Source organism: Streptomyces sp. RLB3-17, from assembly GCF_007113425.2.
GTDB classification, from domain to species: domain Bacteria; phylum Actinomycetota; class Actinomycetes; order Streptomycetales; family Streptomycetaceae; genus Streptomyces; species Streptomyces mirabilis_D.
Genome location: NZ_CP041610.2, coordinates 1,960,510 through 1,975,048 on the forward strand (window position 1 = coordinate 1,960,510; position 14,539 = coordinate 1,975,048).

The following is a 14,539-nucleotide window of genomic DNA, read 5'->3' on the forward strand; positions in this document are numbered from 1 at the left end:
CCTGAGGCGCACGGACGCAAGGGCCGCGGGGAACTGCGCGACCAGCCACAACGGTCCGCACTCGACGACGCACCCCGGGACGACCTGGTCGCACACCGCTCAGCCCGGGAGCGGATCGAGCGCCCGGGCGGGGCGAAGCCCGCCCACGACGGCACCGCCCCCGAGCAACGGCACGGCGCCGAACTCCGCGAGCGACGCCGGGGCGACCCCCGCGCGCGCCAGCGCCGCCGCGGCCACCGGCCCACGCGCCCGGTCCGCACCGTCGGCGATCTTCACGGCGACGGCCCGGCCGTCCGGCAGCGCGGCCATCTGGACGCCCTCGAAGCCGTCCTTGGTGAGCAGCCCCGGCACGGCCCGCATCAGCGCCGCGACATCGCGGCCGGAGCCGGACGCCATCTCGGCGTGCTCGCGCATCGCGTCGGCGACCCGCGCCTCGGGGGTGCCGGCCGGTGCGGTGGTGATCCGGGCGGCGGCGCGGGCGAGCCCGTGCAGCGAGACGGAGAAGAGGGGCGCGCCGCAACCGTCGACGGTGACCTGGGCGATCGCCTGCCCGGTGAGGTCCTCGACGATCTCCGCGATGGCCTGCTGGAGGGGGTGGCCCGGGTCGAGGTAGTCGTCGAGGGACCAGCCGTTGAGCCGGGCGGTCATCAGCATGGCGGCGTGTTTGCCGGAGCAGTTCTGCGCGAGCCGGGACGGCAGCCGCCCCTCGCGGATCCAGGCGTCCCTCACGACCGGGTCGTAGGGCAGGTCGGGCACATTGCGCAGGTCGTCCTCGGTGACACCGGCCAGTTCCAGGATCCGCCGGGTCCCGGCCAGGTGCCGCTCCTCGCCCGAGTGACTGGCCGCGGCCAGCGCGAGCAGCTCGCCGTCCAGCGGCAGTCCCGCCCGCAGCATCGCCACCGCCTGGACGGGCTTGAGCGCCGAGCGCGGGTAGAACGCGGCCTCGATGTCGCCGATCTGGAGGTCGACGCCGCCGTCGGCGGCCAGTACGACCACCGAGCCGTAGTGGATGCCTTCGACGACTCCACCGCGGACGAGGTGGGCGACGGGGGCGTGCAGGGGTTCGCGGATCACCGGGGCGGTGGCGATCGAGGCGGCGTACGTCATGCTCGTGCTCACGCGTCCACTCCGTCACGGATGCCGGAGACCCGGCGGCGCACCCCGTACCACCCGGCGACCAGCGCCACGGCGATCAGCGGCAGGCACAGCACGGTGGTGCGCCCCGCTCCCCCGTCGGCGTACATCAGGACGAGGACGGAGACGAGGAAGCCGATCGTCACGATCTCGGTCCACGGCGAGCCGGGCAGGCGGTAGCTCGGCCTGGTCAGCTCGCCGCGCTGGGTCTTCCGCCAGAACAGCACATGGCAGAGCATGATCATGCCCCAGGTGGCCAGGATGCCGATGGCGGCGAAGTTCAGGACGATCTCGAAGGCGTCGGCGGGGACCACGAAGTTGAGGCCGACACCGAGGACGCAGATCCCGCTGGTGAGCAGGATGCCGCCGTACGGGACCTGGCTGCGGCTCATCACGCCGGTGAACCTGGGAGCGGAGCCCGACATCGCCATGGAGCGCAGGATGCGGCCGGTGGAGTAGAGACCGGAGTTGAGGGACGACATGGCCGCGGTGAGCACGACCAGGTTCATCACGCCGCCCGCCGCCGGGATGCCGATGTTCGACAGGACGGTCACGAAGGGGCTCTGGCCCGCGCTGTACTTGTTCCAGGGCAGCAGCATCGAGAGCAGGACGACCGAGCCGACGTAGAACAGGCCGACACGCCACATGATCGAGTTGATCGCCTTCGGCATGATCTTCTCGGGGTTCTCCGTCTCGCCCGCCGCGACACCGACCAGCTCGACGGAGGCGTAGGCGAAGACGACGCCCTGGATGATCAGCAGCATCGGCAGCAGGCCGTTGGGGAAGATTCCGCCGTTGTCGGTGATCAGGGACGGGCCGGGGGTGGTGCCGTCGACGGGGTGCTGGGTGACCAGCAGGAAGATGCCGATGAGCATGAAGACGACGAGCGCGCTCACCTTGATGATCGCGAACCAGAACTCCAGTTCGCCGAACATGCGTACGGATATCAGGTTCACCGTGAGGACGACGGCGAGCGCGACGAGCGCGATCACCCACTGCGGGATGTCGGAGAACATGCCCCAGTAGTGGGTGTAGACAGCCACGGCGGTGATGTCGGCGATACCGGTGGTGGCCCAGTTCAGGAAGTACATCCAGCCGGCGACGTACGCACCCTTCTCCCCCAGGAACTCCCGGGCGTACGACACGAAGGCGCCGGAGGACGGCCGGTACAGGACGAGTTCGCCGAGCGCGCGCACGACGAGGAAGGCGAAGACGCCGCACACCGCGTACGCGACGAAGAGGGAGGGGCCGGCGTCGGCGAGCCGGCCGCCCGCGCCGAGGAAGAGGCCGGTGCCGATGGCACCGCCGATGGCGATCATGTTGACGTGCCGGGACTTCAGCGACTTGCTGTAACCCGCGTCTCCGGCGTCGACGTGCGCGGCCGGTTTGCCTGCCGATGTGGCCTCGTCTTTGAGGGACTGCTCGCTCACGCCTCGGGTCCGCCTTCCGTGGGAATGTCCGTACGCGCCGGGCGCACGATGTCGGTGAGGGTGGTCTCCACGCGGTCGAGGTGATGGGACATCGCCTCCACCGCGTCGTGTTCACTGCCGTCGATCAGCGCTTCGACGATCGCCCGGTGCTCACGGTTGGACTGTTCGCGCCGCCCGCCGAGCTCGTTGAGGAAGGCGGACTGGCGGGCCAACGCGTCCCGGATCTCTTCGATCACCCTGCGGAAGACCGGGTTCTGCGAGGCCTCGGCGACCGCGATGTGGAAGATCGTGTCCATGGCGACCCACGCCGTGGTGTCGGTCTCCCGCTCCATCCGGTCCAGCAGATGGGCCAGGTGGTCGAGGTTCTCCGGGGTACGGCGCACCGCCGCGTAACCGGCGACCGGGATCTCGACGTGGCGGCGCACCTCGAGCAGGTCGCTCGCCGCGTAGTCGCCGAAGGTGGGGTCCTCGACCGTGTTGGCGACCACGAAGGTGCCCTTGCCCGTACGGGACACGGTCAGGCCCATCACCTGCAGGGCCCGCAGCGCCTCGCGGAGCACCGGCCGGCTGACCTCCAGGCGGCGGCACAGCTCCGCCTCGGAGGGGAGTTTGTCACCGATGGCGTATTCGCCGCGCTCGATGGCGCTGCGAAGGTGGGTGAGCACCGCTTCCATGGCGCTGACGCGCCGCGGCACCGATCCACCTGTCTGGCTGTCTGACAGGTTCACGGGGGTGATCCTGCGGGTGACAAGAGGGGGCTGTCAAGGGGAGTGAAAAGAAACATTCAGGGGGTGCGAAGCCTGTAAACCGGCTTCGCACCCCCTATGAGCTGCTGTTTCCGCGATCAGCCGGCGAGGGTCCCGCTCGCCAGCAGCCCGAACAGTGCCAGACCGATCACGATCCGGTAGATCACGAAGGCGTTGAAGGAGTGCTTGGCGACGAACTTCAGCAGCCAGGCGATCGACCCGTAGGCGACGACGAAGGAGACGATCGTGCCGACGGCGAGCGGCGCGGCGCCCACCCCCGTGCCCAGGGCGTCCTTCAGCTCGTACAGACCGGCGCCGGTGAGGGCGGGGATGCCGAGGAAGAAGGAGAGCCGGGTGGCGGCGACCCGGTCCAGGTCCAGGATCAGCGCGGTCGACATCGTGGCGCCGGAGCGCGAGAAGCCCGGGAAGAGCAACGCGAGGATCTGCGAACAACCGACCAGCATCGCGTCCTTGAAGGACGTGTCGTCCTCACCGCGCTTGTGGCGTCCCATCTGGTCCGCCGCCCACATCACACCACTGCCGACGATCAGCGAGCCCGCGACCACCCACAGGGAGCCGAGCGCCCCGTCGATGAGCGGCTTGGCGGCGAGGCCCACGATGACGATCGGGATGGTGGCGTAGATGACCCACCAGGCGAACTTGTAGTCGTGGTGCTGTCGCTCCCCGGGGTTGCGCAGTCCTCGGCCCCACGCGGAGACGATCCGCACGATGTCCTTGAAGAAGTACACCAGTACGGCGGCGATCGCGCCGACCTGGATGACCGCTGAGAACCCGACGACGGCCTTGTCGTCGACCGGGATGTTCATCAGCCCCTCGGTGATCTTGAGGTGGCCGGTGGAGGAGACGGGGAGGAACTCGGTCACTCCCTCGACGACTCCGAGGACGACGGCCTGACCGACGTTGATGACGCTCATGGGATCCAGTTCTAGGTCTGAGGGGTTGATGATGAGGAAGGTTGGTCGACAGTGCTGTAGACAGTCTTACTATGCGCGAGTGACGTCCTATGCCTAGGCCCACAACGCCTGGGCGAACGAGACACCCGCGAACGCCGCGCCGAGCCCGGCCGTCACGCTCACGAGCACGTTGGCCGCAGCGTAGAACCCCGCGCCGGTCTCGGTCAGCCGTAGTGTCTCGTACGAGAACGTCGAGTACGTGGTCAGCGCCCCGCACAGGCCGGTCCCGAGGAACAGCTGAAGGTGGGACCCCGCGGTCCCCGCGGCGACCGCGCCGGTCAGCAGGCCGAGAATCAGACAGCCGACGACGTTGACCGCGAAGGTGCCCCAGGGGAAGACGGTGTCGTGCCTGGTCTGCACCGCACGGTCGGTCAGATAGCGCAGGGGCGCGCCGACCATTCCGCCGACGATCACCAGCAGCCAGTTCACAACTATCTCTTACCTTTCTTGCCCGTTTTGTCGGATTCGGCGTCACGTCCCGCGTACCGGATGACTTCGCAGTCGTCGAGGATCACCAGACCCTCGCCGACGAGTTCGTCGAGCTGGGGCAGGAAGGCACGGACGCGGTCCTCGGTGTCCACGATGACGATCGCCACCGGCAGGTCCTCGCTCAGCGACAACAGCCGCGAGGTGTGGATCAGCGAGGAGGCGCCGAAGCCCTCGATACCACGGAAGACGCTCGCGCCGGCCAGTCCCGCCGCGTGGGCGCGGTGCACGATCTCCGTGTACAGCGGCTTGTGGTGCCAGACGTCGTTCTCGCCGATGAAGATCGTCACCCGTAGGGCGCTGCCCGTCAGCCGTGTCATCGCTGCCTCCGTACCAGGGCGCGGCGGGTCGCGGTCACCGCGAGCCACACCGCCGTGAGCGCCGCGCACAGGGTCGCGGCGAGATAGGCGAGGCCGGTTCCGGGGTGGCCCGAGTCGACCAGTTTCTGGATGTCCACGGCGTACGTCGAAAAGGTGGTGAACCCTCCCAGCACACCGGTGCCGAAGAAGGGCCGCACGAGTCGGTGGGCCGCCCACACATCCGTGATGACGACCATGAAGACGCCGATCACCACACAGCCGATGACGTTGACCCAGAACGTGGTCCAGGGGAACCCGCCCGTCTCCACGGGCCACAGCCGCGCCGCCCCGTACCGGGCGGTGGCGCCGATGGCTCCGCCGAGCGAGACCATCGCCACGACCGGGGCCTGGCCGTGCCAGGGGGACGCGGGGCGCGGGGTCGGCCGTGCGGGGGCACCCGGCTCGTCGACGCGCTCGGGATGCGGGACTGTCATGACGTACTTCTCCTACTCGCCGGGCCCGGGCCCCCGGGCACACCTCATCGCAAGTAGGGACCGTTGGCGGCATCAGCGCCGCGGTTCGGGTACGGCGGGCCCCACCGCCGCGCCGCGACACATGATCGCGGCCGCTGAACAGGGTAACGCCGACCCCATCGCCCTCGCACACTCGACCGGGACACGCGGCGCCCCGCCGCCCCTCCCGCGCTTCCTCTCCCCGCCCTACCAGCCCTTCTCGAACAGGGAGCGGACCTCGGCGATGCGGTACTCGTCACGGCGGTAGAGCGTGCGCCGCCCGACCTTTCTCGCGCGCAGCAGCCCGACCCCGACGAGGAGGTCGAGGTGGGTGCGGGCGACGGCGTGGCTCACACCGAGCTTGGTGGCGACGGTGGCCGCGTCGACGCCGTCGACGCCGTCGACGAGAGAGCCGTGGCGCTCGGGCGGGAAGTGCGCGGCGGGGTCCCGCAGCCACTCCAGGATGTCCAGCCGTTGCCCGCCGACGGGAACCCTCAACATCTCGTCCCCCCTGCTCTTCGTGATGGTGGCGCTGTGTCACCACTGTCCCGCAGCCCGGGGCGGCCCGCACGGGACTTCCACGCCTTCGCGCGGCCCGAAAGTCCCTGGACGACCACAAGGGCCCGGCCGCCGCGGCAGCCGGGCCCTCATGTCAACGACGGGGACTGATCAGGCCGCTGATCAGGTGACTGATCAGCGGTGGCCGAACTGCGACATGGCGGGCAGCGCCTTGTCGTCGAAGCCGAACAGCGCCTGGTTCTCCCAGCCGTTGCCGGACGTGGCGTCGGCCGGGTCCCAACCGTTGCCGGTGACGGCGGTCCAGGTGGCCTCCCAGTAGAAGACACCGAGGCCGCGGCCGTTCGGGACGGCCTCCACGACGTTCATCACGTCCCGCAGCCACGCGGACTGCCCGGCGGTGGTGGCCGGGTAGCCGGAGACCAGCTCACCGGTCGTGTCGATCTGGTTGACGAGCGAGTCGTCGCTGTCGAGACGGAAGGGGTAGGCCGTCTCGGCCAGGAACACCGGCTTGCCGTAACGCGCGGCCGCGTCGTCCAGGGTCGTCTGGAAATCGGAGAGCGGGCCGTGCCAGTAGCCGTAGTAGGACAGGCCGATGGCGTCGAACTTCACGCCGTTGGAGACCGCGTTGTCGAACCACCAGCGGGTGCCGGACAGGTCGCCGCCCTTGGCCAGGTGCAGCGCGACGGTCGTCGACGAGCTGACGGCCTTGACGGCGTCGTAGCCGGAGTTGAGGAGCCCGGCGAGCTGCGACCAGTTGTCGGTGGAGCCCTCGGACCACAGCATGCCGCCGTTGATCTCGTTGCCGACCTGGACCATGTCGGCGGTGGTGCCCTGCGCCTTCAGCGCGTTGAGGACGTCGTACGTGTGGTTGTAGACGTCCGTCTTCAGCTGGCTGTAGGAGTGGCCCGCCCAGGCGGCCGGCTTGGTCTGGGCGCCGGGGTCGGCCCAGGTGTCCGAGTAGTGGAAGTCGACCAGGAGCTTCATGCCCTGCGCCTTGATGCGCTTGGCCATCGCCAGGACGCGCGTCTTGTTGTTGTAACCGTCGGCGGGGTTCACCCAGACCTTCAGGCGCGCGTAGTTCATACCGGCGGACTTCAGGATGGCGAGCGCGTCACCGGTGGTGCCGGAGCTGGTCTTGTAGACACCGCCGAGGGCCTCGCTCTTGGCGAGGGAGGAGATGTCGGAGCCCTTGACGGAGAGCCCGGTGGCGCTGCCGGAGGTGAACGTCAGGTCGTCGACGTTGATCCAGTTGCCCGCGTTGGCATCGGAGTTGATGCTGATCGTGCACTGGTTGCCGGTCACCGTGACGGGGACGACGAGGTGTATCCATCCGCTGCTGGAGACCGGCAGGTCGGTGCGCTGCTCGGTGCCGCCGCAGTTCTTCAGCGCGAGGTAGGCGGAGTTCTGGCCGCCGCCCGAGCGCACCCAGGCGGTGAGCCGGTAGTTCCCGTTGGTCAGTCCCGAGAGGTACTGGTACGTCTCCACCTTGTAGGCGGCGGAGGAGTACTGCGTGAGGCGGTAACCACCGCTGTGGCCCCCGGCCTCCACGTAGGAGGCGCCGGTGTCGCCGTACTCCGACCAGCCGGCGGGCGTGGCCGTGCCGGCGCCGTCGGCCTCGAATCCGGCGTTGGTGAGGGTGCTCGCCGCCTGTGCCGTCTGCGCGGGCAGGGCGGTGAGGGCCAGCCCGGCCGCGAGCGGCAGCAGCAGGGTCCTGAGTGTGCGTCTGGGATGGAACATCTTCGTCCGTCGTCCCTTCGACGTGATGGGAATGGGGGTGCCCCCGGAGTGGCTCTGGGGGGCGACCCCTCCGCCCGCGGCTCTCGTGGCACTCACGGGCGGAGGGGAGTTCGGCTCGCCGCGGGGTCCTGCGACCCGGCGGCGGTCGGGTGAGGCGTGGAGTCGTACGACGAGGACGGCGGTCGGCTCAGCCGTCAGGCCGTACGGCCGGGACAGCGGTCGGCTCAGCCGTCGAGCCGTACGACCCGGACGGCCCCCGCGGGCAGCACGAGGCGGCCCGTGGCGCGTTCGCCCGTCAGCAGCTCGGTGCCGGCCGCGTCCAGCGGCACCTTGGCGTCCGACGAGGTGTGGTTGATCGCGAACAGGAAGGTGCCCGACTCACCACTGCGGCGCACCACTTCGACATCGCGGGGCAGGTCGGCGCGCGGCGCGATCCGCGCGTCGTCGGACGCCCAGCCGATGAGGGCGTCCAGGCCCTGCGCGCCGAGGCGGGTGGAGACGTACCAGGCGGAGCCCTCCCCGAGGCGGTGACGGGTGACGGCCGGGTGGCCCGCGGTGAGTCCGTCGGCGTACGTCCACACGGTCTCGGCGCCGCGCGGCACCACGAACTCGGTCCAGACGTCGCCGGTGAGCTCGGAGCCGTCGGGGCCGGTGATCCGGACCCGGTCGTCCTTCAGGAGCGGCGAGAACTCCTCGACGGTCAGGCCGAGCACGTCCCGCAGCGCACCGGGGTAGGCGCCCTCGTGCACGGCGTCGTGCTCGTCGACGATGCCGGAGAAGTACGAGACGACGAGGGTGCCGCCCTGTCCGACGTACTCGCTGAGGTTGTTCCCGGCGGCCTCGGTCATCAGGTAGAGGGCGGGGACGACGACAAGGGGATAGGCCGACAAATCGGCTTCCGGGTGGGCGAAGTCGACCGTGAGGTGACGGTCGTAGAGCGCCTCGTAGAACGCGTCGGCGCGCTCGCGCGGGTCGTGGTCCTCGCTGGGGCGCCAGTCGAGGGTCTGCGCCCACCAGGAGTGCCAGTCCCACAGCACGGCGGCGTCGGCGACGGTGCGGCTGCCCTTGACCGAGGTCAGCGACTCGATGGACGCGCCGAGTTCGGCGACCTCGCGCCAGACACGGGAGTCGGTGCCGGCGTGCGGCAGCATCGCCGAGTGGAACTTCTCGGCGCCGCGCCGGGACTGCCGCCACTGGAAGAACATGGCGCCCTCGGAGCCGCGCGCCACGTGCGCGAGGGAGTTGCGGGCCATCTGGCCCGGGGACTTCGCCGGGTTGCGGGGCTGCCAGTTGACGCCGGACGTGGAGTGTTCGAGCAGCAGCCAGGGGGCGCCGCCCGCGACGGAGCGGGTGAGGTCGGCGGCCATCGCGAGGTTGACGTGGGTGCGGCGGCCGTCGGTGATCAGGTAGTGGTCGTTGGTGACGAGGTCGACCTCGCGGCCCCAGGCCCAGTAGTCGACGGAGTCGCACTGGCTGAGGGCGGTCATGAAGTTCGTGGTGACCGGGATGCCGGGGGCGAGGCGGTGCAGGATGTCCCGCTCGGCGACGAAGTTCTCGCGCATGGTCTCGTCGGCGAAGCGCTTGTAGTCCAGGGCCTGGGCCGGGTTGCCGACCGTGGGGGTCACGCGCGGCGGGTTGATCTGCTCGAAGTCCGCGTAGCGCTGGCCCCAGAAGGCGGTGCCCCAGGCCTCGTTGACCGCGTCCACGGTCCCGTACGTGCGGGCCAGCCAGCGGCGGAAGTGGGCGGCGCAGGACGCGCAGTAGCAGGCCGAGACGGGCACTCCGTACTCGTTGTGGACGTGCCACAGGGCGAGCGCGGGATGGTCGGCGTACCGGGTGGCGAGTGCGGTGGTGATGCTCGCCGCGGCGGCGCGGTAGTCGCTGTTGCTGTGGCAGATGGCGCCGCGCGAGCCGAACTCGTAGCGGGTGCCGTCGGCGGCCACCGGCAGCGCCTCGGGGTGCTCGCGGTAGAACCAGGCGGGCGGCGCGACGGTCGGGGTGCCGAGGTCGGCACGGATGCCGTTCTCGTGCAGCAGGTCGAGCAGTCGGTCCAGCCAGCCGAAGTCGTGCGTCCCCCGGGCGGGTTCGAGCAGCGCCCAGGAGAAGATCCCGACGCTCACCATCGTGACACCCGCCTCACGCATCAGCCGGACGTCCTCGTGCCAGACGTTTTCCGGCCACTGCTCGGGGTTGTAGTCCCCACCGAAGGCGAGCCCGGTGAGGCCCTTGGGTGTGGTCTCCGGCATGGATCTTCTCCCGTTTAATCGATCATTTGGGAACGTGCACACACTCGATCAGCGGCGCGAGGCCAACATAACCGCACAGCAACAACCATTGACAAGTGTCCGGGATGTTTCTCTACTGTGAACGCTCACAGAAGCATGGCGCGGTCGCCGCAGCAGGCGGGGACCCAGGTCAGGGGAGAAAGATCCATGCCAAACACGAAGCTGCGTCGCCTCGTGGCCACCTCCATCGCCGTCACGCTCGGCGGCACCGCACTCGCCGCCTGCGGCTCGTCGGACGACAAGAGCTCGTCCGAATCGGGCCCGGTGTCCCTGACGTACTGGTCCTGGGCTCCGGGCATGGACAAGGTGGCCGACCTCTGGAACAAGGGGCCGGGCAAGCAGCAGAAGATCACGGTCACGGTGAAGAAGCAGGCGTCGGGCGACACGCTGGTCACCAAGATCCTCACCGCGCACAAGGCGAAGAAGGCCCCGGACCTGGTCCAGGCCGAGTACCAGGCGCTGCCGACCCTGGTCAGCAATGACGCGCTCGCCGACATAGCGGGCGAGTCGAAGGACGCGAAGAGCAAGTTCGCCGACGGTGTCTGGCAGCAGACGACCCTGGGCTCGGACGCCGTGTACGCGATCCCGCAGGACATCGGCCCGATGATGTTCTACTACCGCCAGGACCTCTTCAAGAAGTACGGCCTGACGGTTCCCACGACCTGGGAGCAGTTCGCCGAGACCGCCCGCGCGCTGAAGAAGAAGGCTCCGGACAAGGACCTGACGACCTTCTCCGCCAACGACTCCGGCCTCTTCGCGGGTCTCGCCCAGCAGGCGGGCGCCAAGTGGTGGACCGCCTCGGGCGACAAGTGGAAGGTCGGCATCGACGACGCGGCGACGAAGAAGGTCGCCGACTTCTGGGGCGGCCTCGTCAAGGAGGGCGCGATCGACAACCAGCCGATGTACACGCCCTCCTGGAACAAGGCGCTGAACACCGGCAAGCAGATCGCGTGGGTCAGCGCGGTGTGGGCGCCGGGCACCCTCACCACCGCGGCCCCCGACACCAAGGGCAAGTGGGCGATGGCCCCGTTGCCGCAGTGGGACGGCAGCACGGACGTCACCGGCAGCTGGGGTGGCTCCTCGACGGCCGTCACCACGGACTCGCAGCACAAGGCGGCCGCCGCGAAGTTCGCCACCTGGCTGAACACGGACCCGCAGGCGGTGGCCGCGCTGGCGAAGGAGGGCGGCATCTACCCGGCCGCCACCACCGCGCAGACCAGTGACGCCTTCTCCCAGCCGCCGGCGTTCTTCTCCAACCAGGCGGACTTCTACCCGAAGGCCGCGGAGATCGCCAAGACCACCGCGCCCTCCGCCTGGGGCCCGAACGTGAACGTCGCCTACACGACCTTCAATGACGCCTTCGGCGCCGCCGCCAAGGACAAGTCGGACTTCGGCGCCGCCCTGAAGAAGATGCAGGACACCACGGTGGCCGACCTCAAGAAGCATGGCTTCGGGGTCGCTCAGTGACGACGGCACGTCGGAAGTCGTACGGGGTCAAGGGGGCCCCGTACGCTTTCCTCCTCCCCGCGACGATCCTCTTCGCCCTCTTCTTCGCGCTGCCCATCGGCTACGCGCTCTGGCTGAGTCTGCACAAGGTGCAGGTCAAGGGCCTGGGTCTGGGCTCGGGCGCCCGCAAGGAAGTCTGGGCGGGGCTGGCGAACTACAAGGACGCCCTCTCCGACTCCGAGCTGCTGAGCGGCGCGGTGCGCGTGCTGGGCTACGGCGCCATCGTGATCCCGGTGATGCTGGGCCTCGCGCTGCTGTTCGCGCTGATGCTCGACACGGACAAGGTGCGCCTGGCCCCCTTCACCCGGCTCGCGATCTTCCTGCCGTACGCCATTCCCGGCGTCGTCGCCGCGCTGCTGTGGGGCTTCCTGTACCTCCCCGACGTCAGCCCCTTCTACTTCGTCCTCGACAAGCTGGGGATGCCGCAGCCGAACCTGCTGGACGGCGGCCCGCTGTATCTCGCCCTGTCCAACATCGCGGTCTGGGGCGGCACCGGCTTCAACATGATCGTCATCTACACCTCGCTGCAGGCCATCCCGGCCGAGGTGTACGAGGCGGCGAAGCTGGACGGCGCCACGCCCCTGCAGATCGCGCTGAAGATCAAGATCCCGATGGTGGCGCCCTCGCTGGTGCTCACCTTCTTCTTCTCGATCATCGCGACGCTCCAGGTGTTCAGCGAGCCGACCACCCTCAAACCCCTCACCAACTCCGTCTCCACGACCTGGAGTCCGCTGATGAAGGTGTACCAGGACGCCTTCGGCAAGGGCGACATCTACTCGGCCGCCGCGGAGGCGGCGATCATCGCCGTCGTCACCCTCGTCCTGTCCTTCGGCTTCCTGCGGGCCGCGAACTCCCGTAACAAGCAGGAGGCAGCACGATGAGTTCTCTTGCCGTACGCAAGGCCGCACCGGCCGCGGGTACCACCCCCGGCACCGCCCAGGGCCCGCCCCTGCGCCGCCGTATCGCCTTCGTACCCACCCTGACGCTGCTGCTCGGCGCGCTCTACTGCCTGCTGCCCGTCGCGTGGGTGCTGATCGCGGCCACCAAGTCCGGCCGTGAGCTGTTCTCGACCTTCACGTTCCTGCCGGGCTCCGGCTTCACGCAGAACGTCAAGGACCTCAACGCCTACCGCGGCGGGATCTACTGGAAGTGGATGGGCAACTCCGCCCTCTACGCGGGCCTCGGCGCCCTCCTGTCGACGGCCGTCTCGGCGCTCAGCGGCTACGCCCTCGCGATCTACCGCTTCCGGGGCCGCGAAACCGTCTTCGGCGTCCTGATGGCGGGCGTGCTCATGCCGCCGGTGATCCTGGCGATCCCGCAGTACCTGCTGCTGGCGAAGGCGGACCTCACGGACTCGTACGCGTCCGTGCTGCTCCCTCTCATCCTCTCCCCGTACGGCGTCTACCTCGCCCGGATCTACTCCTCCGCGGCCGTGCCCGGTGACGTGGTCGAGGCCGGACGGATGGACGGGGCGAGCGAGTGGCGGATCTTCAGCCGGATCGCGCTGCCGATGATGGTGCCCGGACTGGTGACGGTGTTCCTCTTCCAGTTCGTCGCCGTGTGGAACAACTTCCTGCTGCCGTACATCATGCTCAGCGACGACGAGAAGTTCCCGATCACGCTGGGTCTGTTCACGCTGCTCGAACAGGGCTCCAACACCCCGGCGCTGTACACGCTGGTGATCACCGGCGCACTGCTCGCGATCGTTCCGCTCATCGCTCTCTTCCTGGTCATCCAGCGATTCTGGAGCCTCGATCTGCTCTCGGGAGCCGTAAAGTCGTGACCATGACCAACGCGGGGGGCAGGCGCAGACCGCCGACGATCCATGACGTCGCGCGCGAGGCCGGCGTGTCCCGGGGCACGGTGTCGCGGGTGCTCAACGGCGGGCACTACGTGAGCCCGGCGGCGCAGGAGGCGGTCAACGCCGCCATCCGCAGAACGGGCTACGTCGTGAACCGGCACGCCCGCTCGCTGATCACCGGCCGCTCCGACTCGATCGGCTTCCTGCTCACCGAACCGCAGGAGAGGTTCTTCGAGGACCCGAACTTCAACGTCCTGCTGCGCGGCTGCACCCAGGCCCTGGCCGGGCACGACATTCCGCTCCTGCTGATGCTCGCGGGCACCGAGGACGAACGGCGGCGCATAACGCGGTACATCACCGCGGGCCACGTCGACGGAGTGCTGCTGGTCTCCAGCCACTCGGGCGACCCGGTCGCCGAGCAGCTGCGTGAGGCGGGCGTGCCGCTGGTCGCCTGCGGCAAGCCCATCGGGCTCGGCTCCAAGGTGAGTTACGTCGCCGCCGACGACCGCGACGGCGCCCGGGACATGGTCAAGCACCTGGTCTCCCTGGGCCGTCGCCGCATCGGTATGGTCACGGGTCCGCTCGACACCCCGGGCGGTGTCGAGCGGCTCGCGGGCTACCGGGAGGTGCTCGCCGAGGCGGGCATCGAGGCCGACGACCGCCTCGTCGCCTCCGGCGACTACAGCCGGGCCAGCGGTGAGGCGGGCGCCGAGCAGCTCCTCGACCGCGCCGCGGACATGGACGCGGTGTTCGTCGCCTCCGACCTGATGGCCCAGGGCGTGCTGGCCGCGCTGCACAAGGCCGGCCGCCGGGTCCCGGAGGACGTCGCCGTCGGCGGCTTCGACGACTCCCCCGCCGCCACCGCGGTCACCCCCGCCCTCACCACCATCCGCCAGCCCTGGGACCGCATCAGCAACGAGATGGTGCGGGTGCTGCTCGCACAGATAGGGGGCGACGACCCGGCGGCGGTGATCCTGCCGACGGAACTGGTACGACGCGACTCGACCTGATCCGCCGGACAGGCCCTGGGGGCCGGGACCGGTCAGGATTCGAGAAGCCTCCCGGCCCTCCCCCGCTCTACCGTGAAAGCACCGGAACACACCACGGAGG

14 protein-coding genes are annotated in these 14,539 nt (G+C 69.6%); 4 read left to right on the forward strand and 10 right to left on the reverse strand.

From position 1 onward, the window contains the following. Positions 1–99 precede the first annotated feature (99 nt). The 10 genes from FNV62_RS09315 to FNV62_RS09360 form a co-directional block, all read right to left on the reverse strand. Positions 100–1,107: an asparaginase gene (locus tag FNV62_RS09315; RefSeq protein ID WP_143651978.1), complete on the reverse strand. Its 1,008-nt coding sequence runs from the start codon at positions 1,105–1,107 to the stop codon at positions 100–102. 8 nt (positions 1,108–1,115) lie between these two features. Then, the gene (locus FNV62_RS09320; RefSeq protein WP_099939789.1) at positions 1,116–2,564 is read right to left on the reverse strand and encodes an amino acid permease; all 1,449 of its coding nucleotides are present in this window, start codon (positions 2,562–2,564) and stop codon (positions 1,116–1,118) included. Then, positions 2,561–3,292 (reverse strand): FadR/GntR family transcriptional regulator, encoded by a 732-nt coding sequence (locus FNV62_RS09325; protein ID WP_079089229.1) that lies wholly within the window; start codon positions 3,290–3,292, stop codon positions 2,561–2,563. The genes FNV62_RS09320 and FNV62_RS09325 overlap by 4 nt, the downstream gene beginning before the upstream one ends. Before the next feature lie 116 nt (positions 3,293–3,408). Beyond that, complete coding sequence (locus tag FNV62_RS09330; protein ID WP_143600617.1) at positions 3,409–4,245, reverse strand: undecaprenyl-diphosphate phosphatase; 837 nt, start codon at positions 4,243–4,245, stop codon at positions 3,409–3,411. 93 nt (positions 4,246–4,338) lie between these two features. Then, positions 4,339–4,713: a fluoride efflux transporter CrcB gene (gene crcB / locus FNV62_RS09335; RefSeq protein ID WP_097283437.1), complete on the reverse strand. Its 375-nt coding sequence runs from the start codon at positions 4,711–4,713 to the stop codon at positions 4,339–4,341. 2 nt (positions 4,714–4,715) lie between these two features. Then, a complete protein-coding gene (locus FNV62_RS09340; protein WP_097283438.1) occupies positions 4,716–5,090 on the reverse strand; it encodes a DUF190 domain-containing protein in 375 nt (124 codons plus the stop codon). Beyond that, entirely contained in the window at positions 5,087–5,563 is a 477-nt protein-coding gene (gene crcB / locus FNV62_RS09345; RefSeq protein ID WP_143600620.1) for a fluoride efflux transporter CrcB, read from the reverse strand. The genes FNV62_RS09340 and crcB (FNV62_RS09345) overlap by 4 nt, the downstream gene beginning before the upstream one ends. A gap of 225 nt (positions 5,564–5,788) precedes the next feature. After that, complete coding sequence (locus tag FNV62_RS09350) at positions 5,789–6,082, reverse strand: hypothetical protein (protein WP_060894852.1); 294 nt, start codon at positions 6,080–6,082, stop codon at positions 5,789–5,791. Positions 6,083–6,274: 192 nt separating this feature from the next. After that, positions 6,275–7,837, reverse strand: coding sequence for a glycosyl hydrolase 53 family protein (locus tag FNV62_RS09355; RefSeq protein ID WP_143600623.1), 1,563 nt, complete (start codon positions 7,835–7,837; stop codon positions 6,275–6,277). Positions 7,838–8,061: 224 nt separating this feature from the next. Next, entirely contained in the window at positions 8,062–10,083 is a 2,022-nt protein-coding gene (locus tag FNV62_RS09360; RefSeq protein WP_144315053.1) for a beta-galactosidase, read from the reverse strand. A 186-nt stretch (positions 10,084–10,269) separates the two neighbouring features. Here FNV62_RS09360 and FNV62_RS09365 point away from each other — a divergent pair, with 186 nt between their 5' ends. The 4 genes from FNV62_RS09365 to FNV62_RS09380 are packed head-to-tail and all read left to right on the forward strand — an operon-like array spanning position 10,270 to position 14,439. Continuing rightward, the gene (locus tag FNV62_RS09365; RefSeq protein WP_054233271.1) at positions 10,270–11,589 is read left to right on the forward strand and encodes an ABC transporter substrate-binding protein; all 1,320 of its coding nucleotides are present in this window, start codon (positions 10,270–10,272) and stop codon (positions 11,587–11,589) included. Beyond that, complete coding sequence (locus tag FNV62_RS09370) at positions 11,586–12,509, forward strand: carbohydrate ABC transporter permease (protein WP_097283443.1); 924 nt, start codon at positions 11,586–11,588, stop codon at positions 12,507–12,509. Before FNV62_RS09365 ends, FNV62_RS09370 begins: the two co-directional genes overlap by 4 nt. Further along, complete coding sequence (locus tag FNV62_RS09375; RefSeq protein WP_054233269.1) at positions 12,506–13,411, forward strand: carbohydrate ABC transporter permease; 906 nt, start codon at positions 12,506–12,508, stop codon at positions 13,409–13,411. Before FNV62_RS09370 ends, FNV62_RS09375 begins: the two co-directional genes overlap by 4 nt. Next, positions 13,408–14,439 carry a LacI family DNA-binding transcriptional regulator gene (locus tag FNV62_RS09380; protein ID WP_054233268.1) on the forward strand — a complete coding sequence of 344 codons (1,032 nt, stop codon included), beginning with the start codon at positions 13,408–13,410 and terminating at the stop codon, positions 14,437–14,439. The genes FNV62_RS09375 and FNV62_RS09380 overlap by 4 nt, the downstream gene beginning before the upstream one ends. Positions 14,440–14,539: the final 100 nt, after the last annotated feature.

Coding starts and splice junctions, on each gene's coding strand:
- FNV62_RS09340 (WP_097283438.1), bottom strand. CDS start 5,090: ATGACACGGCTGACGGGCAGCGCCCTACGGGTGACGATCTTCATCGGC.
- FNV62_RS09315 (WP_143651978.1), bottom strand. CDS start 1,107: ATGACGTACGCCGCCTCGATCGCCACCGCCCCGGTGATCCGCGAACCC.
- FNV62_RS09330 (WP_143600617.1), bottom strand. CDS start 4,245: ATGAGCGTCATCAACGTCGGTCAGGCCGTCGTCCTCGGAGTCGTCGAG.
- FNV62_RS09360 (WP_144315053.1), bottom strand. CDS start 10,083: ATGCCGGAGACCACACCCAAGGGCCTCACCGGGCTCGCCTTCGGTGGG.
- FNV62_RS09365 (WP_054233271.1), top strand. CDS start 10,270: ATGCCAAACACGAAGCTGCGTCGCCTCGTGGCCACCTCCATCGCCGTC.
- FNV62_RS09375 (WP_054233269.1), top strand. CDS start 12,506: ATGAGTTCTCTTGCCGTACGCAAGGCCGCACCGGCCGCGGGTACCACC.
- FNV62_RS09350 (WP_060894852.1), bottom strand. CDS start 6,082: ATGTTGAGGGTTCCCGTCGGCGGGCAACGGCTGGACATCCTGGAGTGG.
- FNV62_RS09355 (WP_143600623.1), bottom strand. CDS start 7,837: ATGTTCCATCCCAGACGCACACTCAGGACCCTGCTGCTGCCGCTCGCG.
- crcB (WP_143600620.1), bottom strand. CDS start 5,563: ATGACAGTCCCGCATCCCGAGCGCGTCGACGAGCCGGGTGCCCCCGCA.